The organism is Tardiphaga sp., from assembly GCF_028290495.1.
Classification (GTDB): Bacteria; Pseudomonadota; Alphaproteobacteria; order Rhizobiales; family Xanthobacteraceae; genus Tardiphaga.
Genome location: NZ_JAQGJT010000016.1, coordinates 1 through 23271, shown reverse-complemented (window position 1 = coordinate 23271; position 23271 = coordinate 1). Strand labels below are relative to the sequence as shown.

Annotated in this window: 18 protein-coding genes, 1 pseudogene and 1 riboswitch; of the genes and pseudogenes, 12 read left to right on the top strand and 7 right to left on the bottom strand. The window is 63.3% G+C overall.

Annotation, left to right across the window (positions count from 1 at the left end):
* Positions 1-390 (top strand): annotated as a pseudogene (locus tag JWQ24_RS01880) (SAM-dependent methyltransferase); the annotation flags it as partial.
* 184 nt (positions 391-574) lie between these two features.
* On the opposite strand, the gene alaS reads toward JWQ24_RS01880, so the two are convergent.
* Entirely contained in the window at positions 575-3250 is a 2676-nt protein-coding gene (alaS, locus tag JWQ24_RS01875) for an alanine--tRNA ligase (protein ID WP_299803636.1), read from the bottom strand.
* Positions 3251-3461: 211 nt separating this feature from the next.
* Positions 3462-3566: riboswitch (glycine riboswitch) on the top strand.
* Between the two features lie 134 nt (positions 3567-3700).
* Between alaS and gcvT the strand changes: the two genes are divergently transcribed.
* The 3 genes from gcvT to gcvP are packed head-to-tail and all read left to right on the top strand — an operon-like array spanning position 3701 to position 8095.
* Positions 3701-4846: a glycine cleavage system aminomethyltransferase GcvT gene (gene gcvT, locus JWQ24_RS01870; RefSeq protein WP_299803634.1), complete on the top strand. Its 1146-nt coding sequence runs from the start codon at positions 3701-3703 to the stop codon at positions 4844-4846.
* Between the two features lie 11 nt (positions 4847-4857).
* Positions 4858-5223, top strand: coding sequence for a glycine cleavage system protein GcvH (gene gcvH / locus JWQ24_RS01865; RefSeq protein WP_299803631.1), 366 nt, complete (start codon positions 4858-4860; stop codon positions 5221-5223).
* Between the two features lie 10 nt (positions 5224-5233).
* Positions 5234-8095 carry an aminomethyl-transferring glycine dehydrogenase gene (gene gcvP, locus JWQ24_RS01860; RefSeq protein WP_299803628.1) on the top strand — a complete coding sequence of 954 codons (2862 nt, stop codon included), beginning with the start codon at positions 5234-5236 and terminating at the stop codon, positions 8093-8095.
* 96 nt (positions 8096-8191) lie between these two features.
* On the opposite strand, the gene JWQ24_RS01855 is transcribed toward gcvP, so the two are convergent.
* Positions 8192-8686, bottom strand: coding sequence for a ferritin-like domain-containing protein (locus JWQ24_RS01855; protein ID WP_299803626.1), 495 nt, complete (start codon positions 8684-8686; stop codon positions 8192-8194).
* A gap of 122 nt (positions 8687-8808) precedes the next feature.
* Positions 8809-9969 (bottom strand): M20 aminoacylase family protein, encoded by a 1161-nt coding sequence (locus JWQ24_RS01850; RefSeq protein ID WP_299803624.1) that lies wholly within the window; start codon positions 9967-9969, stop codon positions 8809-8811.
* 146 nt (positions 9970-10115) lie between these two features.
* Here JWQ24_RS01850 and JWQ24_RS01845 point away from each other — a divergent pair, with 146 nt between their 5' ends.
* The 5 genes from JWQ24_RS01845 to JWQ24_RS01825 all read left to right on the top strand — a co-directional run bounded on the left by JWQ24_RS01845 (position 10116) and on the right by JWQ24_RS01825 (position 14490).
* Entirely contained in the window at positions 10116-11735 is a 1620-nt protein-coding gene (locus JWQ24_RS01845) for a GMC family oxidoreductase N-terminal domain-containing protein (RefSeq protein WP_299803622.1), read from the top strand.
* A 79-nt stretch (positions 11736-11814) separates the two neighbouring features.
* Complete coding sequence (locus tag JWQ24_RS01840; protein WP_299803620.1) at positions 11815-12765, top strand: metallophosphoesterase; 951 nt, start codon at positions 11815-11817, stop codon at positions 12763-12765.
* A gap of 63 nt (positions 12766-12828) precedes the next feature.
* On the top strand, positions 12829-13104 hold the full coding sequence (locus tag JWQ24_RS01835) for a cupredoxin family copper-binding protein (protein ID WP_299803648.1): 276 nt from the start codon (positions 12829-12831) through the stop codon (positions 13102-13104).
* A gap of 82 nt (positions 13105-13186) precedes the next feature.
* Positions 13187-13741 carry a sigma-70 family RNA polymerase sigma factor gene (locus JWQ24_RS01830; protein ID WP_299803645.1) on the top strand — a complete coding sequence of 185 codons (555 nt, stop codon included), beginning with the start codon at positions 13187-13189 and terminating at the stop codon, positions 13739-13741.
* The gene (locus tag JWQ24_RS01825; RefSeq protein WP_299803617.1) at positions 13738-14490 is read left to right on the top strand and encodes an anti-sigma factor; all 753 of its coding nucleotides are present in this window, start codon (positions 13738-13740) and stop codon (positions 14488-14490) included. Before JWQ24_RS01830 ends, JWQ24_RS01825 begins: the two co-directional genes overlap by 4 nt.
* Before the next feature lie 3 nt (positions 14491-14493).
* Here JWQ24_RS01825 and hpnO read toward each other — a convergent pair whose 3' ends face one another.
* The gene (gene hpnO / locus JWQ24_RS01820; protein WP_299803615.1) at positions 14494-15885 is read right to left on the bottom strand and encodes an aminobacteriohopanetriol synthase HpnO; all 1392 of its coding nucleotides are present in this window, start codon (positions 15883-15885) and stop codon (positions 14494-14496) included.
* A gap of 99 nt (positions 15886-15984) precedes the next feature.
* On the opposite strand from hpnO, the gene JWQ24_RS01815 reads away from it, so the two are divergent.
* Positions 15985-16722 carry a DUF2147 domain-containing protein gene (locus JWQ24_RS01815; RefSeq protein ID WP_299803642.1) on the top strand — a complete coding sequence of 246 codons (738 nt, stop codon included), beginning with the start codon at positions 15985-15987 and terminating at the stop codon, positions 16720-16722.
* Positions 16723-16756: 34 nt separating this feature from the next.
* Here JWQ24_RS01815 and JWQ24_RS01810 read toward each other — a convergent pair whose 3' ends face one another.
* Positions 16757-19345 carry an MMPL family transporter gene (locus JWQ24_RS01810; protein WP_299803613.1) on the bottom strand — a complete coding sequence of 863 codons (2589 nt, stop codon included), beginning with the start codon at positions 19343-19345 and terminating at the stop codon, positions 16757-16759.
* Positions 19346-19760: 415 nt separating this feature from the next.
* Here JWQ24_RS01810 and ispH point away from each other — a divergent pair, with 415 nt between their 5' ends.
* Both ispH and hpnH read left to right on the top strand, forming a co-directional pair.
* Positions 19761-20687 carry a 4-hydroxy-3-methylbut-2-enyl diphosphate reductase gene (gene ispH / locus JWQ24_RS01805; RefSeq protein ID WP_299803639.1) on the top strand — a complete coding sequence of 309 codons (927 nt, stop codon included), beginning with the start codon at positions 19761-19763 and terminating at the stop codon, positions 20685-20687.
* Positions 20688-20761: 74 nt separating this feature from the next.
* A complete protein-coding gene (gene hpnH / locus JWQ24_RS01800; RefSeq protein ID WP_299803611.1) occupies positions 20762-21922 on the top strand; it encodes an adenosyl-hopene transferase HpnH in 1161 nt (386 codons plus the stop codon).
* Between the two features lie 91 nt (positions 21923-22013).
* Here hpnH and JWQ24_RS01795 read toward each other — a convergent pair whose 3' ends face one another.
* Both JWQ24_RS01795 and JWQ24_RS01790 read right to left on the bottom strand, forming a co-directional pair.
* A complete protein-coding gene (locus tag JWQ24_RS01795; RefSeq protein ID WP_299803608.1) occupies positions 22014-22724 on the bottom strand; it encodes a phosphorylase in 711 nt (236 codons plus the stop codon).
* Positions 22725-22744: 20 nt separating this feature from the next.
* Positions 22745-23271: prenyltransferase/squalene oxidase repeat-containing protein (locus JWQ24_RS01790; protein ID WP_299803605.1), on the bottom strand; the 527-nt coding region annotated here is incomplete at its 5' end.

Here is a 23271-nt window from a genome sequence, read left to right as displayed (position 1 = left end):
TTCAACGTATGGGATCGCATCGAGGAGAATGTATTTGCGGATGATGTGACGAATGCTCTCGCAAAGATTTTCCCGAACGATCCGCCGCGCTTTCTGGCACGCACGCCGCACGGCTACCACGATACGGCACTGATCCGTAGCGAGCTGGAGGGCGCAGGTTTCTCCCGTGTGGTGATCGAGACGAGAGCCGAACAAAGCCGTGCATCCTCACCGCGTCTTCCGGCCGTTGCTTATTGTCAGGGAACTCTTCTTCGCAACGAAATCGAGGCCAGAGACGCGGGAAAACTGGAAGCTGCAACCGACTACGCCGCATCCGCGATTGCAGACAGACATGGCGACGGTGCGGTTGCTGCCAAAATTCAGGCACACGTCATCGTGGCCGTGGTCTAGGTGTTGGAATATCCTGTTCCGGCACTTCGCGACATTCCGCTGCTACACAGCAATTGCGTGGCTTTCGGAATGAAGCGGACATAAGCCAAATTCATGAGTACGCGCCCTAGATCGGCACAGATTACGCTCTCGCCCCCACGACTCGCAATGACGGCTGAGAGACCGGGAACTGTGTCGATGGACCTTACTTTTCCATCGCCACAATGATCGCAGCCAACGCTGCGTCCGCCTTGCTGCCATCCGGACCGCCGGCCTGCGCCATGTCGGGCTTGCCGCCGCCGCCCTTGCCGCCGAGCACTTCGGCGGCCTTGCGCACCAGATCGACGGCCGAGAAGCGCGCCACCAGATCCGGCGTCACGCCGACCACAACGCTGGCCTTGCCGTCCTCGCTGGTCGCGATCAACGCCACCACGCCGGAGACGAGTTCCTTCTTGCCCTGATCGACGAGGCTCTTGAGATCCTTGATCTCGATGCCTTCCACCGCGCGCGCCATCAATTTCACGCCCGCGACTTCGCGCACGCCGACCGGGCCGGCCGCAGCGGCTCCCGCAGCAGCACCGCCGCCCATCGCCAAACGCTTGCGCGCCTCGGACAGTTCGCGCTCAAGCTTCTTGCGCTCGTCCATCAATGCGGCGATGCGCGCCGGCATGTCGTCGATCGTGGTGCGCAATTCATTGGCTGCGGTCTTCGCCAGCAGCATCGTCTCATTGGCATGACGCCGGGCGTGATTACCGGTCAGCGCTTCGATACGGCGCACGCCGGAGGACACTGCGCTCTCGCCGGTGACCGAGATCAGGCCGATGTCGCCGGTGCGGCGCACATGGGTGCCACCGCACAGTTCGACCGACCAGCCGAGCGCATTGCTGCCGTGCTCCCGGGCGGTCTTGCCCATCGACACGACGCGAACCTCGTCGCCGTACTTCTCGCCGAACAGCGCACGTGCGCCGGCATCGCGAGCTTCATCGACGCCCATCAATCGCGTGGTGACTTCGTCGTTTTCCAGCACGACGTCGTTGGCGATGTCCTCGATGCGGCGCAGTTCTTCTGCCGTGATCGGCTTCTGATGCACGAAGTCGAAGCGCAGGCGATCGGGCGCCACCAATGAGCCGCGCTGCGCGATGTGATCGCCGAGCACCTGGCGCAGCGCCTCGTGCAGCAGATGGGTCGCGGAGTGATGCGCGCGGATCGACGAGCGCCGGCCGTGATCGACATTGAGCGCCATCGCTGCGCCGAGCTTCAACGTGCCCTGCTCGACCGTGCCGATATGCACGAACAGGTCGCCGGCGCGCTTCTGGGTGTCGGTCACCTTGAACACGACGCCGTCGCCGGAGATCACGCCGAGATCACCGACCTGGCCGCCGGACTCCGCATAGAACGGCGTCTGGTTGAAAACGATCGCGCCAGTTTCGCCGGCGTTCAGCACGGCGACCTCCGCGCCGTCCTTGACCAGCGCGCCGACCACGCCTTCAACGGTCTCGGTCTCGTAGCCCAGAAATTCCGTCGCACCGAGCTTTTCGCGCAGGCCGAACCAGACATTCTCCGTCGCGGTGTCGCCCGAGCCCGACCATGCCGCGCGCGCCTTGGCCTTCTGCTTTTCCATCGCATCGGTGAAGGATGCGATATCCACCGAGATGCCACGGTTACGCAGGGCGTCCTGGGTGAGATCGAGCGGGAATCCGTAGGTGTCGTACAGCGTGAAAGCTGTCTCGCCATCGAACATGTCGCCCTGCTTCAGCGTGGCGCTCTTGTCGTCAAGAATGCCGAGGCCGCGGTCCAGCGTCTTGCGGAAGCGCGTCTCTTCGAGACGCAGCGTTTCCTCGATGGTCTTTTCCGCGCGCACCAGTTCGGGATAGGCTTGGCCCATCTCGCGCACCAGCGCCCACACCAGCCGCCACATCAGCGGCTCCTTGGCGCCGAGCAACTGACCGTGGCGCATCGCGCGGCGCATGATCCGGCGCAGCACGTAGCCGCGGCCTTCATTCGACGGCAGCACGCCGTCGGCAATCAGGAACGATGACGCGCGCAGATGGTCGGCGATGACGCGTAACGAGGCCTTCATCGGGCCCTGCGGATCGGCGCCGGTAAGGTCTGCGATGGCGCGGATCAGCGCGACAAACAGGTCGATGTCGTAATTGTCGTGCTTGCCCTGCAGCACGGCGGCGATGCGCTCCAGCCCCATGCCGGTGTCGATCGACGGCTTCGGCAGCGTGATACGGTTGCCCGGCGCGAGCTGGTCGAACTGCATGAAAACGAGATTCCAGATCTCGATGAAGCGGTCGCCGTCTTCATCGGGCGAACCGGGAGGGCCGCCGGGAATCTTGTCGCCGTGGTCGAAGAAGATTTCCGAACACGGACCACACGGGCCGGTGTCGCCCATCTGCCAGAAATTGTCGGAGGTCGGGATCCGGATGATCCTGGAATCCGGCAGGCCGATTTTCTTCCACAGCGCGAACGCTTCGTCGTCCTCGGAATACACCGTGACCAGCAGGCGGTCCTTGGGGAGAGCGTATTCCTTGGTAATCAGGTTCCACGCCAGCTCGATGGCGCGTTCCTTGAAGTAGTCGCCGAACGAGAAGTTTCCGAGCATCTCGAAGAAGGTGTGATGGCGCGCGGTGTAGCCGACATTATCGAGGTCGTTGTGCTTACCGCCTGCGCGCACGCATTTCTGCGAGGTGGTGGCGCGCTGGTAGGGCCGCTTCTCAACACCGGTAAAGACGTTCTTGAACTGCACCATGCCGGCATTGGTGAACATCAGCGTCGGATCGTTGCGCGGCACCAAAGGCGACGACGAAACGATCTCGTGGCCGTTGGCCGCGAAGTAATCCAGAAATGCCGACCTGATCTCGTTGACGCCGCTCATATCAATCCCAATCGCACTCAAATCGTCCAAACCGTGTTCCTGGACGTCATTTCCCAGCCGAACGCTTTTAGACAAGGGGGATGGCGCTGTCCAGAAACGCGGCAGGCCATTCAGTTAGGCGGATCATGGGCTTGCCGCACGAGCACAGCGCCGTGGACGAATACTGCGGCTGCGTTGACAGCGGCGGGGCCGGCGTGGTTTTCTCCGCCCGTTAAGTCACGTCGGGAGAGATCGGCCAGGTTCTTTGATGAACGAGGCCGGCGCCGAAGGAGCAACCGCCCCGGAAACTCTCAGGCAAACGGACCGTGTGACTGGTTACATCTGGAAAGAGCCGCGCCGAGCCCGAACGGGCCGGGGCGACCGCCGACGGGATAATACTCTCAGGCACAGCGACAGATGGGGCTTCAGGTTTGTCGGGATGGTCCCGGGAAACCGCGAGGACCCGTCCGCATGCTCGATCGCGATACTGCTCCCAAGCTTCTGAAGACCCCCCTGCACGCGCTTCACCTCGCCCGGGGCGGCAAGATGGTGCCGTTCGCCGGCTACGACATGCCCGTGCAATACGCCACCGGCGTGCTCAAGGAGCATATCCAGACCCGCACCGGGGCCGGCCTGTTCGACGTCTCGCATATGGGCCAGATCGTGCTGCGCGCGAAGTCCGGCAAAATCGAGGACGCCGCTCTGGCGCTGGAGCGACTGGTGCCGCAGGACATCCTGTCGCTGCCGCCGGGCCGCCAGCGCTATGCCCAGTTCACCAATGAGGCAGGCGGCATTCTCGACGATCTGATGGTCGCGAATTTCGGCGACCACCTGTTTCTGGTGGTGAATGCCGCCTGCAAGATCGAGGACGAGGCACATCTGCGCGCCCACCTGTCCGAAGACTGCATCATCGAAAGTCTGCCGGACCGCGCTTTGATCGCGCTGCAGGGGCCGAAGGCCGCCGAGATCCTGGCAGCGTTCTGCCCGGAGGCCCCCTTGATGCGCTTCATGGATGCCGGACCGCAGCAAGTGAACGGCATCGCCTGCTTCGTGTCGCGCTCCGGCTACACCGGCGAGGACGGTTACGAGATCTCCGTGCCCTCCAATCAGGCCGAGGCCTTGGCGACCGCGCTGTTCGATGCCGGCGTCTGGCCGATCGGTCTTGGCGCCCGCGACAGCCTGCGGCTCGAAGCCGGGCTGTGTCTCTATGGCCATGACATCGACACCGCGACCACGCCGGTCGAAGCCGGGCTGAACTGGTCAATCCAGAAGAGCCGGCGCACCGACGGTGCCCGCGCCGGGGGCTTTCCCGGCGCTGATGCGATTCTCGCGCAATTCGCCAATGGCGCGCCGCGCAAGCGGATCGGGCTGCAGCCGGAAGGCCGCGCGCCTGTCCGCGAGGGCGTGCTGTTGTTCGCCGACGCCGATTCTGCCGAATCGATCGGCAGCGTCACGTCCGGCGGCTTCGGCCCCAGTGCCGCCGCGCCGATTGCGATGGGTTACCTGCCGACGGCGCACGCCACCGACGGCACGATTGTTTTCGCCGAGCTGCGCGGCCAGCGCATGCCGATGCGCGTCTCACCCATGCCCTTCGTCCCCCACAGCTACAAGCGTTGAGGAATTCACCGATGACCATCCTTTACACCGAAGACCATGAATGGCTGCAGATCGACGGAGATGTCGTCACCGTCGGCATCACCGACTACGCACAGTCGCAGCTCGGCGACGTCGTGTTCGTTGAACTGCCGAAGGTCGGCCGCCAGCTCAAGAAGGCCGAAGCCGCCGCCGTCGTCGAATCGGTGAAGGCCGCCTCCGACGTCTACGCGCCGATATCAGGCGAAGTTCTGGAAGTGAACAAGGCGCTCTCCGAAGAGCCGGCACTGGTCAATTCCGACGCCGACGGCAAGGCCTGGTTCTTCAAGATCAAGCTCGCCGACAAGAGCGAGCTCGACGGACTGATGGACGCCGCCGCCTACCAGACCCACACCGCCTGAGGATTCTTTCATGACCGCGAAGACCTCCGCCGACGTCGCCACCGATTTCGTCCGCCGCCATCTCGGCCCCTCGCCCTCCGACATCTCGTCGATGCTGGAAACCGTCGGCGCGACCTCGCTGTCGGCGCTGATGGGCGAAACGTTGCCGGCCTCGATCCGGCAGCAGCAGCCGCTCGATCTCGGCCGCGCGATGTCCGAGACCGAAGCGTTGGCGCATATGACGGAACTCGCGGCACAAAACCGTGTGTTCACGTCGCTGATCGGCCAAGGCTATTCCGGCACAATCCTGCCGGCGGTGATCCAGCGCAATATCCTGGAAAACCCTGCCTGGTACACGGCGTACACGCCGTATCAGCCAGAAATCAGCCAGGGCCGGCTCGAAGCCCTGTTCAACTTCCAGACCATGATCTGCGACCTCACCGGGCTCGACGTCGCCAACGCATCCTTGCTCGATGAGGCGACCGCCGCCGCCGAAGCGATGGCGCTGGCAGAGCGTGCGTCTTCCGCCAAGAGCAGGACCTTCTTCGTCGACCGCGAAGTGCATCCACAGACGCTGGCCGTGCTGCGCACCCGCGCCGAACCGCTTGGCTGGACACTGCTGATCGGCGATCCGCTCACCGATCTCGACGCTGCCGACGTGTTCGGTGCTTTGCTGCAATACCCCGGCACCACCGGCGTGGTGCGCGACCTGCGCCCCGCCGTTGCCGCACTGAAAGCCAAGAGCGCGCTGGCGATTGTCGCCGCGGATCTCTTGGCGTTGACGCTGCTGGCGTCGCCCGGCGAACTCGGCGCCGATATCGCAATCGGTTCGGCGCAGCGCTTCGGCGTGCCGATGGGTTACGGCGGCCCGCACGCCGCTTACATGGCGGTGCGTGGCGGGCTGAAGCGTTCGCTGCCCGGCCGCCTCGTCGGCCTCTCCGTGGATTCGCGCGGGCAGCCGGCCTATCGCCTCGCGCTGCAGACGCGCGAACAACACATCCGCCGCGAAAAGGCGACGTCGAACATCTGCACCGCGCAGGTGCTGCTGGCAGTGATCGCTGCGATGTATGCGGTCTATCATGGCCCCGAAGGGCTGACGCATATCGCGCGCAGCACGCATCGCCGCGCCTGCGTGCTGGCAGCCGGGCTTAAGAAACTCGGCTTCGCCCCGACCAGCGAGACGTTCTTCGATACCCTCACTGTGAATGTCGGCGACCGGCAGGACGGCATCGTCGCCCGCGCGCTGGCCGAGAAGATCAACCTGCGGATATCAGACGGCGTGCTCGGCATCGCGCTCGACGAGACTACCACCGACGCCACAATCGAGGCGCTGTGGCGCGCCTTCGGCGGCACGCTGGGCTATGCCGAGATCGCACATGGCATCAGCGACGTCCTGCCGGCTGTACTCGCGCGCAAGACAGCGTTCCTCACCAATCCGGTGTTTCACGCCTATCGGTCGGAGACCGAGTTGCTGCGCTACATGCGCAAGCTCAGTGATCGTGACCTCGCGCTCGACCGCGCGATGATTCCACTGGGCTCCTGCACCATGAAGCTCAATGCCACCACCGAGATGGTCCCGCTGACCTGGCCGGGCTTCGGCAGCCTGCATCCCTTCGTGCCGAACGACCAGGCCGTCGGCTATCACGTGCTGTTCGCGACGCTGCAGAAGTGGCTGTGCGACATCACCGGCTATGACGCGGTATCGCTGCAGCCAAATTCCGGCGCGCAGGGCGAATATGCCGGGCTCCTCGCCATCCGCGGCTATCACGCCGCGCGCGGCGACAGCCACCGCACCATCTGCCTGATCCCATCCTCCGCCCACGGCACCAACCCGGCCTCCGCCAGCATGGTCGGCATGGAAGTCGTCGTCGTCGCTTGCGACAAGCGCGGCGACGTGGATGTCGAAGATCTGCGCGCCAAGGCAGAGAAGCATTCAAAGAATCTCGCGGCGGTGATGATCACCTATCCCTCGACGCATGGCGTGTTCGAAGAACACATCCGCGAGATCTGCGACATCGTGCATGCGCATGGCGGCCAGGTCTATCTCGACGGCGCCAACATGAATGCGCAGGTCGGCCTGTCACGCCCCGGCGACTACGGCGCCGATGTCAGCCATCTCAACCTGCACAAGACGTTCTGCATTCCGCATGGCGGCGGCGGACCGGGCATGGGCCCGATCGGCGTCAAGGCGCATCTGGCGTCGTTTCTCCCCGGCCATCCCGCGGCCGAGGGCCATGCCGCGGTCGGTCCGGTGTCGGCCGCGCCCTATGGCTCGGCGTCGATCCTGACGATCTCCTACATCTACATCCTGATGATGGGCGGTCAGGGCCTGACCACCGCCACTGAAATCGCGATCCTGAACGCCAACTACATCGCCCGGCGGCTCGATCCGCATTTCCCGGTGCTGTACAAGAACGCCAAGGGCCGCGTCGCGCATGAGTGCATCATCGATCCGCGCGCGCTGAAAGTCTCGGCGGGCGTGACGGTGGACGATATCGCCAAGCGGCTGATCGATTACGGTTTCCACGCGCCGACAATGAGCTTCCCGGTGGTCGGCACGCTGATGATCGAGCCGACCGAATCTGAATCGAAGAGCGAGATCGACCGTTTCTGCGATGCGATGATCTCGATCCGCCACGAGATCGCCGAGATCGAAAGCGGCCGCTGGAAGGTCGAAGCCTCGCCGCTGCGCCATGCGCCGCACACGGTGCACGACATCGCCGACGACAACTGGCAGCGCGCCTACAGCCGCGCGGAAGGCTGTTTCCCGGCGGGATCGTCACGATCCGACAAATACTGGTGCCCGGTCGGCCGCATCGACAATGTCTATGGCGACCGCAACCTGGTGTGCTCGTGCCCGCCAATGGAAGACTACGCCGAAGCGGCGGAGTAATTCCGAGCGAGTCCTCCTCGCCTGCGCGGGGACGACTCGTAGAAAAGTCCGAAGGCATCACCGGCAATTGCGCCAGTGATGCCTTCGTCACTTTGGTTACGCCGCAGCCGCGAGGTTAACCGCACTCACCGCCAGCGCCGACAGCGACTCGTCTGTCTTCTTTTCCTGCTTCAGCGTCTCATCCAGCAGGCGCACCGCGTCCTTCATACCGAGTTCGGAGGCCCAGGTCTTCAGCGTGCCGTAGCGGGAGATTTCGTAGTGCTCCACCGCCTGGGCTGCCGCCAGAAGGCCGGCGTCGAGCGCGGACGTGCCCTTGTACTCGTCCATGATTTCCTTGCCCTCGTCGAGGATGCCCAAGATGGCATCGCAGGTCTTGCCGCGGGCTGGCTCGTCGAGGATTTCGAAAATCTGTTCCAGACGCTCGATCTGGCCTTCGGTCTCGCCTTCATGCTTTTCGAAGGCGGCGCGCAGCTTGTCCGAAGTGGCGGCCTTGGCCATCTTCGGCAGCGCCTTCAGGATTTTCTTCTCGGCGAAGTAAATGTCCTTGAGCGTATCGAGGAACAGGTCGTTGAGGTCTTTATCCTTTGCCATGACAGACTCCGTTGAAGGGATCGGGATGGTTCCCGCATGCTCCAACGTGAGGTCGCAAACCTTGTTCCCGGCACTGTGATAGCAACCGGAAATTTTATGGGCAGCGCCCGGCAACATGCAGATCACGCCGCCAGCGTGGTCTCCACCAGTCTCACCCAATACGACGTCCCGAACACGATCGCGTCGTCGTTGAAGTTGTAGGCGGGGTGATGCAGACCTGCACTGTCGCCGTTGCCGATGAAGATGAAGGCGCCGGGACGCGCTTCCAGCATGTAGGAGAAGTCCTCCGCGCCCATGATCGGAACCATGTCGGTATCGACATTCTCCGCGCCGGCCACCTCGCTAGCGACTTGCGCCGCGATCTCGGTCTGCGCCGGATGGTTCATCACGACCGGATAGCTGCGCTCATAGTCGAGCTTGATCCGGGCACCGGTTTGCAGCGCCACGCCGGCAACCACCTCGCGAATTCGCTTTTCCAGGAGGTCGCGCACATCGGCATGGAGCGACCGCGCGGTGCCCTTCAACTCGGCGAAATGCGGGATGACGTTGTGTGCGCTGCCGGCGTGGAAGGCGCAGATCGAGATCACGGCGGATTGCAGCGGATCGACGTTGCGCGCGACGATGCCTTGCAGTGCGGTAATGAGCTGGGCGCCGACCAGCACGGGATCGATGGTCAGGTGCGGATAGGCCGCGTGGCCGCCGACGCCTTCGATGCGGATTGTAATGTGTTCGGTCGCCGCCATGATCGCGCCCGGCCGCATCGAAAACGAGCCGACCGGCATGCCCGGCCCGTTGTGCATGCCGTAGACCTGCTGGATGCCGAAACGGTCCATCAGACCGTCCTTGATCATCGCCAGCGCGCCCGCCCCGCCCTCTTCCGCCGGCTGGAAGATCACCACGGCAGAGCCGGCGAAATTGCGGGTCTCGGCAAGATATTGCGCGGCCCCCAGCAGCATCGCGGTGTGGCCGTCATGACCGCAGGCGTGCATCTTGCCGGGGGTCTTCGAGGCATACTCCAGGTTGGTCTCTTCGTCGATTGGCAGCGCGTCCATGTCGGCCCGCAGCCCGATCACGCCGCCGGGTTGGCGGCCCTTGATGACGCCGACCACGCCGGTCTGGCCGAGGCCGCTGACGACCTCGTCGCACCCGAAGGCGCGCAGCCGTTCAGCGACGAAGGCTGCGGTACGGTGCACGTCGTACATCACTTCCGGATGGGAGTGGAGGTCCCGGCGCCAGGCCTGAATGGCCGGCTGCAGTTCGGCGACGCGGTTGATGATGGGCATGAACGATCTCGATCAGCGAATGAATGTACCTGATGTCTAGCACGACGCGTGCCAGCCGCCCAACCCGGCGGCTGTACAGACGGCCGCGGCGGGGTTATGGCCTTCGGCGCGGCGTTGAGACCGCGACGGGGTGGGGGCAGGACGACATGGCAACACGGCTTGAGGGAAGTTTCGACTATATCGTCGTTGGGGCCGGCACGGCCGGCTGCATCGTCGCCAATCGGCTGTCGGCCGATCCCGCCAAGCGCGTTCTGATTCTCGAAGCTGGCGGCAACGACAACTGGATCTGGTTTCACATCCCGGTCGGCTACCTGTTCGCGATCGGCAATCCGCGCTCCGACTGGATGTTCCGCACCGAGCCGGAGCCCGGCCTCAACGGCCGCGCGCTGGCCTATCCGCGCGGCAAGGTGATCGGCGGCTCCTCAGCGATCAATGCGATGATCTCGATGCGCGGCCAGGCCGCCGATTACGATCACTGGCGCCAGCTCGGCCTCGCCGGCTGGGGCTGGGACGACGTGCTGCCGGCGTTCCGCAAACTCGAAGATCATTTCCTCGGCGAAAGCGAACACCACGGAACCGGCGGCGGCTGGCGCATCGAGGCGCCCCGGCTGTCATGGCGGGTGCTCGACGCGATCGGCGATGCCGCGGCCGAGATGGGGATTCGCCGTACCGACGATTTCAACACCGGCGACAATGAAGGCATTGGCTATTTCCACGTCAACCAGAAGCGTGGCCGGCGCTGGTCGTCGGCGCGCGGCTTTCTGAAGCCAGTGCTGAAACGGCCGAACCTGCGCCTGGAGACCAAGGTTATGGTCGATCGGCTGATCATCGAGAATGGCCGCGCGGTCGGCGTGCGCTTCATGCGCGATGGTGAGGTGATGGAAGCCCGCACCAAAGGCGAGGTGATCCTGTGCGCCGGCGCGATCGGTTCGCCGCATCTGCTGCAACGCTCCGGCATCGGTCCCGCGGATTGGCTGGCAGAGGCCGGCATCGACGTCGCGCTGGACCGGCCGGGCGTCGGCCGCAACCTGCAAGACCATCTGCAGCAGCGGGCCATCTACAAAGTATCCGGCGTCCGCACGCTGAACGAGACGTATTATTCATTGCTGCGACGTGGGCTTATGGGGCTCGACTACGCGTTCCGCCGTCGCGGTCCACTGACGATGGCTCCTTCGCAGCTTGGCATCTTCACGCGCTCGGACCCGCATCACGAGCGCGCCAATATCCAGTTTCACGTCCAGCCCCTTTCGCTCGACAAGTTCGGGGATCCCTTGCATCGCTTTCCGGCGGTCACCGTCAGCGCCTGCAATCTGCAGCCGACCTCGCGCGGCACAGTGCGCGCGCGCTCCGGCAAGCCCGATGAAGCCCCCTCGATCGCGCCGCATTATTTGTCGACCGACGAGGACCGGCAGGTCGCAGCCGATGCGATCCGCACCACGCGGCGGCTGATGCAGCAGAAGGCCTTGGCCAAGTATCATCCGGAAGAATATCTGCCGGGACCGTCGGTCGGCGACGACGCGGAATCGCTGGCGAAGGCCGCGGGCGATATCGGCACCACGATCTTCCACCCGGTCGGCACCGCCAAGATGGGCACGGCGTCGGATCCGATGGCGGTGGTCGATGAACGGTTGCGGTTCTATGGCATTGCCGGCCTGCGCGTCGTCGACGCCTCGGTGATGCCGACGATCACCTCGGGCAATACCAACACGCCGACCGCGATGATCGCAGAAAAGGGTGCGGCGATGATCATCACGGATTCGCGATAACGCCGAAATCCCGGGAATAAACACCCGCGCCGCCCGATCCAGTCCCCGTCGCCCAATCCAGGGCGCATGGAGACTGGCCATGAGCGCATTCGACCACGACCATCATGACGACGATCCCCGCATCAGCCGCCGCAAGGTACTGGAATGCATGACGTGGGCCGGCACCGGCGTGCTCTGGACGATTTCCGGAGGCGTGCCGCGCTCGCTCGGCCTGGTCGATTCGGCGCAAGCCGCAGAGCCTTCAGGCCTTACCTTCCTGCAGATCAGCGACAGCCATGTCGGCTTCGACAAGGCCGCCAATCCCAATGCGCTGGGCACACTGGAAGAGGCCATCGGCAAGATCAAACTTATGCCGGCCAAGCCGTCTTTCATGATCCACACCGGCGACATCAGCCATCTGTCGAAGGCCTCGGAATTCGACGACGCTGACCGCATTATCTCGCAGGCCAAGCTCGACGTGCACTACGTGCCCGGCGAACACGACTTCCTGGACGAAGAGGTCAAGTTCTACCGGGAACGCTACGGCCGCGGTGCCAAGGGCGCCGGCTGGTATTCATTCGACGCCAGCGGCGTGCATTTCATCGGCCTGGTGAACGTCGTTGATCTCAAGGCCGGAGGACTCGGAAATCTCGGTGCGGAGCAGCTCGCGTGGCTCGAAGACGATCTGCGCGGCCGATCGAAATCAATGCCGATCGTGGTGTTCGCGCATATCCCGCTGTGGTCGGTATATCCAAGCTGGGGCTGGGGCACCGAAGACGGCGCGCGGGCACTGGACCAGCTCAAGGGCTTCGGATCGGTCACGGTCCTGAATGGTCACATCCATCAGGTCATGCAGAAGGTCGAAGGCAACGTCACGTTCCACACGGCACGTTCGACGGCGTTCCCGCAACCCGCGCCGGGGACAGCCCCCTCGCCCGGCCCGATGAAAGTGGCGGACGACAGGCTGCGTGGACTGCTCGGCGTAACCCACGTGATCTTCAAGCCGGGCGACGAGCGGCTGGCGATCATCGACACGCCACTGCAGGGCTAGGACCGACCCATGACCTTTGCAACCCTGTGCAGCCTTGCCATCCGCAGCGCCGCCGCCGCGATCATGGCCTTCCAAATGACATCCGCGCACTGCGAGGACGCTACGGTGACGATCGACAACTTCACCTTCGAGCCGGCACGGCTGACCGTGAAAGCCGGTAGCACCGTGACCTGGAAGAACCGCGACGACATTCCGCATGCGATCGTCTCGGCGGGAAAATTCAAATCGAAGGCGCTCGACACCGACGACAGCTACTCCTTCACCTTTACGACCGCGGGCGACTACACGTATTTTTGCTCGCTACATCCGCACATGACCGGGACAATCACGGTTGAGTAGCGACCGAAAGCAAGGCATCACAGCAATGTCCGGAAGGTGGTTTGTCGCCGGCCGGACATCCGTGGCGGAAAAGGCGGAACCGGTGCAGACGCCAGCGAACGATCCGGACAGGACGCGGCGGTTTCGCGAGGCGGCGCTGCCGTGTCTCGACGATGTCTACACGCTGGCGCGCTATCTGATGCGCGACGCCGAAGCCGCGGAAGACGCCGTGCAGGAATGCTATCTGCGCGCGCTGAAACACTTCGACAGTTTTCGCGGGCCCGCGATCAAACCCTGGCTGCTGGCGATCCTGCGCAACGTATGCCGCGCAGAATTCGCGCGTCGAGCCGACGCACCGATCACGGCCGACGATGCGCTGGATGAACGCGACGATGCCACGCCGCTCTGGCGCCAAGACCCGGAGACACCCGAGACGCAGCTCCTGCGGCGACTGGATGCCAGCACCATCCGCCGCCTGGTGGCAGTTCTCGCTGAACCGTTCCGGGAAGCCATCGTGCTGCGTGAAGTTCACAACCTGTCCTATCGCGAGATTTCCGGGATCATCGATGCCCCCGTCGGCACCGTGATGTCCCGTCTGGCGCGGGCCCGCGCCCTGCTGCGCGCCGCCTGGCTCGCGGAAGAGGAGACACCGAAATGAATTGCGACGAGGCGGAAGTCCTGTTGCACGCCCTGCTCGACGACGAGCTCGACGCCGCCCACGCGCGCGAGGTTGAGGCGCATATTGCCGGCTGTCCACGTTGCATGGCCGAGCTGCGCGTCGCCCGCGAGATGAAAAACATGCTGGCAGACACGGAGCTGCGTTTCGCCGCGCCGCCGCAATTACGCCAGCGTATCGAGGCCGCCTTGCCACGACCGCGCGTCTCTGACCGGCGCGCCGTGCTGAAGGGTTTTGCGATGGGATCGGTGGTCTCGGCAATCGCCGCGACCGGAATATTCGCCGTCGTACTTCGCGATGACGGCGAACAACGGATCGCTTCCGAATTGATCTCGGCGCATCTGCGCTCGCTGCAGGCCGGACATCTCACGGACGTACTGTCGAGCGACCGGCACACCGTCAAACCGTGGTTCAACGGCCGGCTCGACGTCGCGCCGCCGGTGATCGATCTGACGGCGCAGGGATTCACCCTGATCGGCGGCCGGCTCGATACGATCAACGGACACGCCGTCGGCGCTCTCGTCTATCGCCGCCGCACCCACGTGATCAATTTGTTCGTGGCACAGGCCGCTAATGCCGGGCAACACAGCGCCGGCATCGGGACCGTCCAGGGATTCAATATCCGGCGCTGGAGCGACCGCGGCTTGAACTATTGGGCAGTCAGCGACCTTGCCATCGAGGAACTCTCGGACTTCGGCGAGAAGTTCGAGAGCGCGATGCAGGCTGGCTGAAGGTTACGCCGACTTCCTTACCGCGTTATCGACCAGCGTCTTGCCGAGCGACCAGATCGCACCGGGGACGCGATGGCTGTCGGCGATCACGGTACGGAACGAATTTTCGATCCACGTGCAGTCTTCTTCGGTGATCGTCAGCGACGGCAGCAGCTTGATAGTGTGGCTGCCGTGGCCCGACACCTGGGTCAGGATCTTCTGATCCTTGAACAACGGCACCGTGATCAACTGGCAGAACAGCCCCTTGTTGGCCGACTCCAGAATGTTCCACGACGCCTTCAGGCGCAGCGACTTCGGCGGCCCGAACTCGATGCCGATCATCAAGCCCTTGCCACGAACTTCCTTCAGCAGTTCGAAGCCGGGGATCATGCTCTTCAGCGCGAGCTGGATTTGCGCGCCGCGCTTGGCCGAGTTCTCGACCAGTTTCTCATGCTTCATCACTTCCAGCGTCGCGATGCCAGCGGCCATCGCCAGATCGTTCTTGCCGAAGGTGGAGCCATGCACCAGCGAGCGGTCCATGCGGTTGAATATCTTGTCGAAAATGCTCTTGCGCGTCAGCAACGCTCCGACCGGCACATGTCCGCCCGACAGCGCCTTCGCCAGCAACACCATGTCGGGTTCGACATTCCAGTGTTCGACAGCCAGGAACTTGCCGGTGCGGCCGAGGCCCGTCTGGATTTCATCAGCGATGAACAGCGTGCCGTATTTGCGGCACAGCGCCAGCGCGCCGGGCAGGAACTCGTCACTGGGGATATTGACGCCCTTGCCCTGGATCGGCTCGACGATGAAGGCCGCGACCTGACGTGACGACAGCGCTTTTTCGAGGGCCGCGAGATCGTCGAACGGAACCGAGGAGCAGCCCGGCAGCAGCGATCCGAAACCGCCGCGGAAATTCGCGTCATCGGTCAGCGACAATGCGCCGTAGGACAGGCCGTGATAGGCGTGATCGCAATACAGGATCTCGTTGCGGCCGGTGGCGTTGCGCGCGAACTTCATCGCCGCCTCGACGGTCTCCGCGCCCGAATTGGCGAAGAACACCTTGTCGAGATACGGCGTATGTTCCAGCAGCTTCTCCGCCAGAATACCCGCGAGCGTGGAAACATCCATCTGTACCAGGTTCGGCATGTCGGCATCGAGCACGCTTTTCAGCGCGTTCCGCAATACCGGATGGTTACGACCAATCGCAAAAACGCCAAACCCGCTGAGTAGATCAAGGTAGCGGGCTCCGTCGCGGTCGAACAGATACTGGCCGGTGCCGCGCTGGAAGCCAACGTCGTAACCGATCGTCTTGAGGACTCGCACGAGCTGTTCATTGAGGTGTCGCGTATGCATCGCACCACGCTGCGCCTCGCGTTCAACAAACATCTCGGAAACGTCTATATTGGGATATAACATGAGATACTTACGTCGGTTGGTGGCCATTACGTCAACTAGAAAACTTAAATGCGGCGATTTGCCATCGTCGAAAACCGCTACTTAAGCATAGGTCATAACATGTTGCAGCGCCCACGCATTACCACGCGCAGTCTTGCCTGTTGGGGACTGGTTTTAACGGCAGGTTTTGTTGCTGTCGGAGTTTCGCCCGCCTTTGCGATGGATCCAACCGGCGATTGGCAGGTCGAAGACGGCGTAGCTAATATCCGGGTTGCCGAATGCAATGGCAGCATGTGGGGAGCCGTTTCCTGGGAAAAGACGCCCGGCGGCGTCGACAAGAACAATCCAGACGTGTCCAAACGAACCAGGCCTACGCTGGGTATGGCGACCCTCATTGACATGAAGAAAAAGCCCAAGGTCGAGGAGTGGAACGGCAAGGTCTATGACGCAAGAGATTCAGGCAAGCTGTATAGCGCAAGTATTCGCCCGAAGGGACCGGACGAACTCGAAATCGAGGGCTGTCTGGTATGGCCGCTATGCGGCAGCCAGACCTGGACCCGCGTAGGCCCGCCCATTCCCTCAAGCCCGACCAACAGCCTTGCCAAGGGCATCGCGCCGAAGGGCGCCGCTGCCACCACGGCTCCGGCGAAAATGACGGCAGCGCCCGCTCCGGCCCCTGTCGCCGGCGCCCCCAAGGCGGCTGCACCCGTCGCAACGGCCGCACCGAAAGCGCCTGCGCCGGCAGTGGCCACCGCACCGAAAGCAGTGGCCGGTCAGAAGACGGCGGCCGTCCAGCCCGGGCAGATCGCCGACATCGGCGACATCTGCCTGCTCCCGGAGATCGCGCACGCGCGCTAACCGGGACCGCCGTGGCGGCGCCGCGTGAACCGGCCTATTCGCCGGTTTCGCGCGGCTTGCCCATCAAAGCCGGCTGGAACAGCAACACCGCAGCCAGCGTCACCACGAAGGACAGTGCCAGTAGCTTGCCCATGCTGGCGGTGCCCGGATGGTTCGAGAACCACAGGCTGCCGAACGCGGTGGCAGTGGTCAGCGCGCTGAAGAAGATCGCGCGCGTCAGCGACGATTGCAGCAGGTTGGTATAGCCGGCGCGCCAGGCCGTCACATAGTAGATCTTGAACGCCACGCCGACGCCGAGCAGCAGCGGCAGCGCAATGATGTTGGCGAAGTTCAGCGGCAGGCCGATCAGCACGCAGATTTCCAGCGTCACCGTACCCGCCACCAGCAACGGGATCACCGTCAGCAACACGTCAGTGATACGGCCGAGCGCCAGCCACAGCAGCAGCGAGATCGACAACAGCGCCCAGATCCCGGCATGAATGAAGGCGGTGACGATGGTGTCCCCGGACTTCAGGATCGAGATCGGCCCGCCGACCGCAAGCGGCTCGGAGGTCAGCACGGCAGCAGCGAACTTGCGAAGCGTGTCGTTGTCGTTGGGGTCGCCGCTCGGCTGCACCTCGACGCGAACCTGACCGTCCTTCGTCGTCCATGACTTCACCAGATCCTGTGGCAGGTTTTCCAGCGTCACCGGAGCGGCCTGCAACAGACCGCGCAGCTGCGCCAGCGCCAGTTGCAACGGCACGATAAAGGTGGACTGCACCTTGTTGCGCGTCGCCTCATTGGTCGCCGCGGTCTTCGACAGTGCGTCGGCCAGACGCTTGGCAGCGAGTGCGCCCGGACCGGTCTGGGCGCCTGCAATCTTGCGCAGGCTGTCGGCGGAGTCCTTCAAAGCGGTGACGTTCTCGTCATCGGTCGGCGCCTTGTCGACCGAGTCGGGGTTGAGCGCCGGCTCCAGAACCTTGGCGCCATCGCCGATCAGCTTCAGCTTGGCCGGCTGATCTTCCGGCACGAAGCTGTTGAGCGAAATCGTGCGCGCGACTTCCGGCAGCTTGGCGAGACGTTCCTCGACCTTCTTGGCGGCAGCCTCGTTCGGCGACATCACGTTGACGGCATTGGCGCCGGTGTTGGGATCCTTGCGCAGGTCGAGATAGGTCGCGATCGATTCAACGTTCGGGTTGCGCAGGTTGATCGGGTTGAAATCGAATTTCAGGAAGTACAGCAGCGGCAGGCCGGCGATCGTCAGCAGCAGCGTGCCACCGATCACCCAGTAACGCTGCTCCTCCAGGAAGTGGTCGAGCGGCGCGAGGAAGGCGTAGCCGAGCGGTTCCTTTTCGCCGGCGGGATTGAACAGATCGAGCAGCGCAGGAAGCACCGTGATGCTGGCGAAGAACGCGAACATCATTCCGGCGCCGGCGATCTTGCCGAGTTCGGAGACGCCCTCGTAATCGGTCGGCAGGAACGACAGGAAGCCGGCGGCCGTGGCAAGTGCGGCGAGCGACAGCGGGATCGCCGAATATTTCGCGGCATTTTCCAGCGCCAGCGGCAGGTCGTTGTTCTTGTAGCGCTCGGAGCGGTAGCGCACGCTGAACTGAATGCCGAAATCGACGCCGAGGCCGACGAACAGCACGGCGAACGCGATCGACAGCAGGTTCAACGAACCGACCATCATCAGGCCAACGGCGGTGGTGACCGCAAGGCCGACGAACAGCGTGATGAACACAGCGACGATGATCTTCGCCGAGCGCAGCGCCATCCACAGGATCAGCAGCACGATCAGCACGGTGATGATGCCGTTGATGACGACGCCGTCCTGCACGGTGGCGAATTCTTCATTGGCGATCGGCACCGGGCCGGTCAGCCGCACCCGCGCGCCGTAGTTGCCGGCGATGTCGAGATCGACGGCAGCCTTGCGGATCGCGTCGGTCGCGGCCTTGCCGGGTTCCAGGGCCTGGAAGTCGAGTACCGGCTTGACCTCGATGAAGCCGCGCTTGTCAGCGGCGGTCAGCGGCTCGGGGCTGGCGAGACCACGCCAGGAAAATTCGGAGGTGCCGTTCTTCAGCACGTCCTCGACGGTCTGCGCGATCGTGTTGAAGGTCGGCGCGGTGGCGTCGAGCGTGAGCTGACCGCGGCGAACGCCGGTCAGACCGGTCTCGAGCGCGCCGGTCAGGCCGCGCAGGCTGGGATCGCCGGCCATGATTTCGAGCAACGGTGCTGCGGACTCAAACTGGCCGGTCATCTTGGCGACCTCGGCGGTCGGCAGGAACAGCAGGCCGTTCTTTTCGAAGAACTCACCAGCGCCAAGGCGGCGCACCGAATCGAATTCCTTTTTGTTTTCGAGCAGCTTCTTTTCCAGCGCGGCGGTGGCGGCGTTGGCGAATTCCGGCGTCGGCGCCTCGACCACGGTGATGATCAGCCGCTCCTGGTCGAACGCCTTGTCGAAGGCAATATCACGCTTGCGCCAGTCCAGATCCGGCGAGATCAACTTGTTGATGTCGGTGTTGATACCGAAGTGTTCGTAGGTGTAGTACCCCGCGCCGGCTGCAAGAATGAACGAGATCAGCACCGTCAGCGCAGCGAAACGGGTGCAAGCCTTCACAATGGAAACAACAAAACTGGTCAGCACACTTTTTCTTTCTGTTCCACGAAGCTTGCGAACACTGCGGAGTACAACAACGGGTTTCGCATCCCGTTCGATTTAGTTTGATGTCTGTTTATTTGACGGCACGTCAAAACAGCGAAACGCCCCCCCGGAGGCACTTCGCCCCCTGTTATCGTTCGGCGCAGGGGCGGTAAAGTGACGAAGCAGTGAGGTTTTCCGGCTTTGTTTAGCCCAATTCGCCCAAGCCGCAAGCTTTGCCGCCGACGAAGAATACCCTATGCCGCAATCCATCCCGGCCACCTCCTCCACTGCGCTATTTATGTCACAGAAAGCGCCGCAAATTACCGGCCGGGCTGGATATGTCCCTGAAAATGGTACAGATTTAGCAATTCGACGAAATTGGACATGAGCCTGGTGCAACGTGTTTGATCATCGCCCCCTGGACGTGGTTATGGCACAGCCACGCGGCTTTTGCGCAGGCGTAGTCCGCGCCATCGAGATCGTTGAGCGCGCCCTCAAGAAGCACGGCGCGCCGGTCTATGTCCGGCACGAGATCGTCCATAACAAATTCGTCGTCGAAAGCCTGAAGGAAAAGGGCGCGATCTTCGTCGAGGAACTCGACGAAGTGCCGTCCGGCGCCATCACGGTGTTCAGTGCCCACGGCGTGGCCCGCAGCGTCGAGGACGAGGCCGCCCGGCGCCGGCTGCCGGTCCTCGATGCCACCTGCCCGCTGGTGACCAAGGTCCATAATCAGGGCAAGAGGTATATGAATACAGGTCGCACCCTGATCCTGATCGGCCACGCCGGCCATCCGGAGGTAATTGGTACCATGGGGCAGGTTTCCGGTCCCGTGCTGATCGTCCAGAGCGTGGCTGATGTCACCGCATTGCCCCTGCCGCGGGACACCCCGGTGGCCTATATCACCCAAACCACCCTGAGCGTGGATGACACACGTGACATAATTGCTGCATTGAAGCAGCAATTTAACGATATTGAGGGTCCGGACGTCCGGGATATCTGCTATGCGACACAAAACCGCCAATCTGCGGTAAGAGACCTCTCGAAGCTCGTGGATGTAATCCTGGTCGTGGGGGCGGACAACAGTTCGAACTCCAACCGGTTGCGGGAGATCGGAATTGAGGCCGGGGTCGCGAGTTACCTGATCGCGGACGGTAGCGAGCTCAATCCGGAATGGTTGAAGGACGCACGGACCATAGGGGTCACGGCTGGCGCATCGGCGCCAGAAGTGCTCGTAGATGATGTGATTGAAGCTTTACGGCGGATCGGGCCAGTTGCGGTATCGGTATTGCCAGGACGCGAAGAGAATATTGAATTCAGGCTACCATCCGAACTGACGGCAGTTTGACCCGAGACCGGCCTTTCGAGACAGACTTTTCGAGACCCCACTTTCCACGACGTGTGCGCAGAGAGAAACTAGAAATGGCAATTCCGTTCTTCAAAGAAATGAAAATCGGCGGATACCTGCTGAAGCAGAAGATGCTCGGCCGGAAACGTTATCCGCTGGTGCTCATGCTGGAGCCGCTGTTTCGCTGCAACCTGGCCTGCGTCGGTTGCGGCAAGATCGATTACCCGAATGCCATCCTGAACCGCCGCATGTCGGCGCAGGAGTGCTGGGACGCCGCCGACGAGTGCGGCGCGCCGATGGTCGCGATCCCCGGCGGCGAGCCGCTGATCCACAAGGAGATCGGTGAAATCGTCCGCGGCCTGGTCGAGCGCAAGAAGTTCGTCTCGCTCTGCACCAACGCGCTGTTGCTGGAGAAGAAGCTCGACCTGTTCACCCCGTCGCCTTACCTGTTCTTCTCGGTGCATCTCGACGGCCTCAAGGAACACCACGACAAGGCCGTGTCGCAGGAAGGCGTGTTCGACCGCGCCATCTCCGCGATCAAGGCTGCCAAGGCCAAGGGCTTCGCCGTCAACGTCAACGCCACGATCTTTGACGGCCACGCCGCCGAGGATATCGCCAAGTTCCTCGACTACACGGTCGAGCTCGGTGTCGGCGTCTCGATGTCGCCGGGCTACGCCTATGAGCGCGCGCCGGATCAGGAGCACTTCCTCAACCGCACCAAGACCAAAAAACTGTTCCGCGACGTGTTCGCGCTCGGCAAGGGCAAGAAGTGGAACTTCATGCACTCCGGTCTGTTCCTCGACTTCCTCGCCGGCAACCAGGAATACGAATGCACGCCCTGGGGCATGCCCGCCCGCAACATCTTCGGCTGGCAAAAACCCTGCTATCTGCTCGGCGAGGGCTACACCAAGACCTTCAAGGAATTGATGGAAACCACCGACTGGGAAACCTACGGCACCGGCAAATACGAGAAGTGCGCCGACTGCATGGCGCATTGCGGCTACGAGCCGACCGCCGCCAACGCCGCGCTCAGCAATCCGCTGAAGGCGATGTGGGTAGCACTTCGCGGCATCAGGACGACAGGTCCGATGGCGCCCGAGATCAGTCTCGATAACCAGCGCCCGGCGCAGTACATCTTCTCGGCGGAGGTGCAGAAGCGCCTATCGGATATCCGCCGCGACGAGGCGGCCGCCGCTGCCGCCAAGCAGCAGCAAAAGGCATCAACCGCCGCCTAAATCGACCGCGGACAACAAGCAAGATGGGGCGCGATACCGATCGCGCCCCATCTTCGTTTTTATAGCGTTTTCGAGCGGAGGGGGTACCGGTTCAGATTTCCGCCGCGACGAGGCCTTCGCTGCCCAGTAGAAAACCTCGGCAACCGCGCAGGCTGCGCAGCGCGCGGTTGAAATCGATCCCGGTCGAGACCAGTGCGCGCAGCGTCGTCGGGTTGCGCGCGACGCCACGCAGCACCTTGCGCAAATCGATATCGCCGTTCGGCTTGATCGCGGACATCGCCAGCGCCGGAAGCGCCCGGCTGGCGGGATCGCTGATCACGCGCAGGGCCGCGAACGGCAGGCCGGCCTCGGCGGCGTAGGCGGCGGCGATATGGCTCTCCATGTCGACGGCGGCAGCCCCGGTCTCCGAGCGTAGTGCTGCCTTGCAGGACATACCGGCGACCACCTGCTCCACCCCCGCAAGACCGCCCCTGACCACCCGCCGGCGCCGCAGCGCGACGCTGGCGATCATTTCCTCGTTCAGGGCTGAGCCGGCCAGCCAGCGGGTGTCGCCGGCCAGGACCTCGGTCGCCACCACGACATCGCCTGATTTCAAGGTGGGATCGAGCCCGCCGGCGACGCCGAAGCTGATTACGCCCCTGAATGTGGTTGAATCCAGCGTCGCGAGCAGCGCCCGCAACTGGTTGGGATCGCTGCTGCTGCAGATCACGATCATGCCGGGCCCGGCCGCGATGCGGGCCTCCTGCACCAAACCCGTGACTATCAAAACCGGCCGAGGATCAATTGGATTATCCACGGTCACGGTGGCCCCCGCCCCCAAATTCACATTCCGACCCCTACCACCCTGCTGTTGGTACTTCTCAAATTTCGATACCGCGCCAGCGCCCAGAGCGGAAAGAACTTCGAGTAGCCATGATAACGCAAATAGAACACCCGCGGAAAGCCCGTAGCCGTGTAGCGCTGCTCGTCCCACAAGCCTTTTTCGGTCTGTGTGCCTTTTAGGTACTCCACCCCTCGTGCGACCGCCGGGTTCCCCACCTCGCCCGCCGCCATCAAACCTAGCAAGGCCCATGCCGTTTGAGAGGCGGTGCTGGGCGCAAGCTCGAATCCCTTATAGTCGAGTCGGTAGCTGGTGGCATCCTCCCCCCAGCCGCCATCCGCGTTCTGGATCGACACCAGCCAGTCCACCGCCTTGCGCATCGCGGGATCCTGATGGTCGACGCCTGCGGCATTGAGCGCGCACATTACCGACCAGGTTCCGTAGATGTAGTTGAGCCCCCAGCGGCCATACCAAGACCCCTCCGCGAGCTGGGTCCGGCGCAGATAGTCGACCCCATCCGCGACGGCCT

What these genes read in the sequence shown, in the direction of transcription:
- alaS (WP_299803636.1), bottom strand. Translation starts at nt 3,250, where the DNA reads ATGAGCGGCGTCAACGAGATCAGGTCGGCATTTCTGGATTACTTCGCG.
- gcvT (WP_299803634.1), top strand. Translation starts at nt 3,701, where the DNA reads ATGCTCGATCGCGATACTGCTCCCAAGCTTCTGAAGACCCCCCTGCAC.
- gcvH (WP_299803631.1), top strand. Translation starts at nt 4,858, where the DNA reads ATGACCATCCTTTACACCGAAGACCATGAATGGCTGCAGATCGACGGA.
- gcvP (WP_299803628.1), top strand. Translation starts at nt 5,234, where the DNA reads ATGACCGCGAAGACCTCCGCCGACGTCGCCACCGATTTCGTCCGCCGC.
- JWQ24_RS01855 (WP_299803626.1), bottom strand. Translation starts at nt 8,686, where the DNA reads ATGGCAAAGGATAAAGACCTCAACGACCTGTTCCTCGATACGCTCAAG.
- JWQ24_RS01850 (WP_299803624.1), bottom strand. Translation starts at nt 9,969, where the DNA reads ATGCCCATCATCAACCGCGTCGCCGAACTGCAGCCGGCCATTCAGGCC.
- JWQ24_RS01845 (WP_299803622.1), top strand. Translation starts at nt 10,116, where the DNA reads ATGGCAACACGGCTTGAGGGAAGTTTCGACTATATCGTCGTTGGGGCC.
- JWQ24_RS01840 (WP_299803620.1), top strand. Translation starts at nt 11,815, where the DNA reads ATGAGCGCATTCGACCACGACCATCATGACGACGATCCCCGCATCAGC.
- JWQ24_RS01835 (WP_299803648.1), top strand. Translation starts at nt 12,829, where the DNA reads ATGGCCTTCCAAATGACATCCGCGCACTGCGAGGACGCTACGGTGACG.
- JWQ24_RS01825 (WP_299803617.1), top strand. Translation starts at nt 13,738, where the DNA reads ATGAATTGCGACGAGGCGGAAGTCCTGTTGCACGCCCTGCTCGACGAC.
- hpnO (WP_299803615.1), bottom strand. Translation starts at nt 15,885, where the DNA reads ATGTTATATCCCAATATAGACGTTTCCGAGATGTTTGTTGAACGCGAG.
- JWQ24_RS01815 (WP_299803642.1), top strand. Translation starts at nt 15,985, where the DNA reads ATGTTGCAGCGCCCACGCATTACCACGCGCAGTCTTGCCTGTTGGGGA.
- hpnH (WP_299803611.1), top strand. Translation starts at nt 20,762, where the DNA reads ATGGCAATTCCGTTCTTCAAAGAAATGAAAATCGGCGGATACCTGCTG.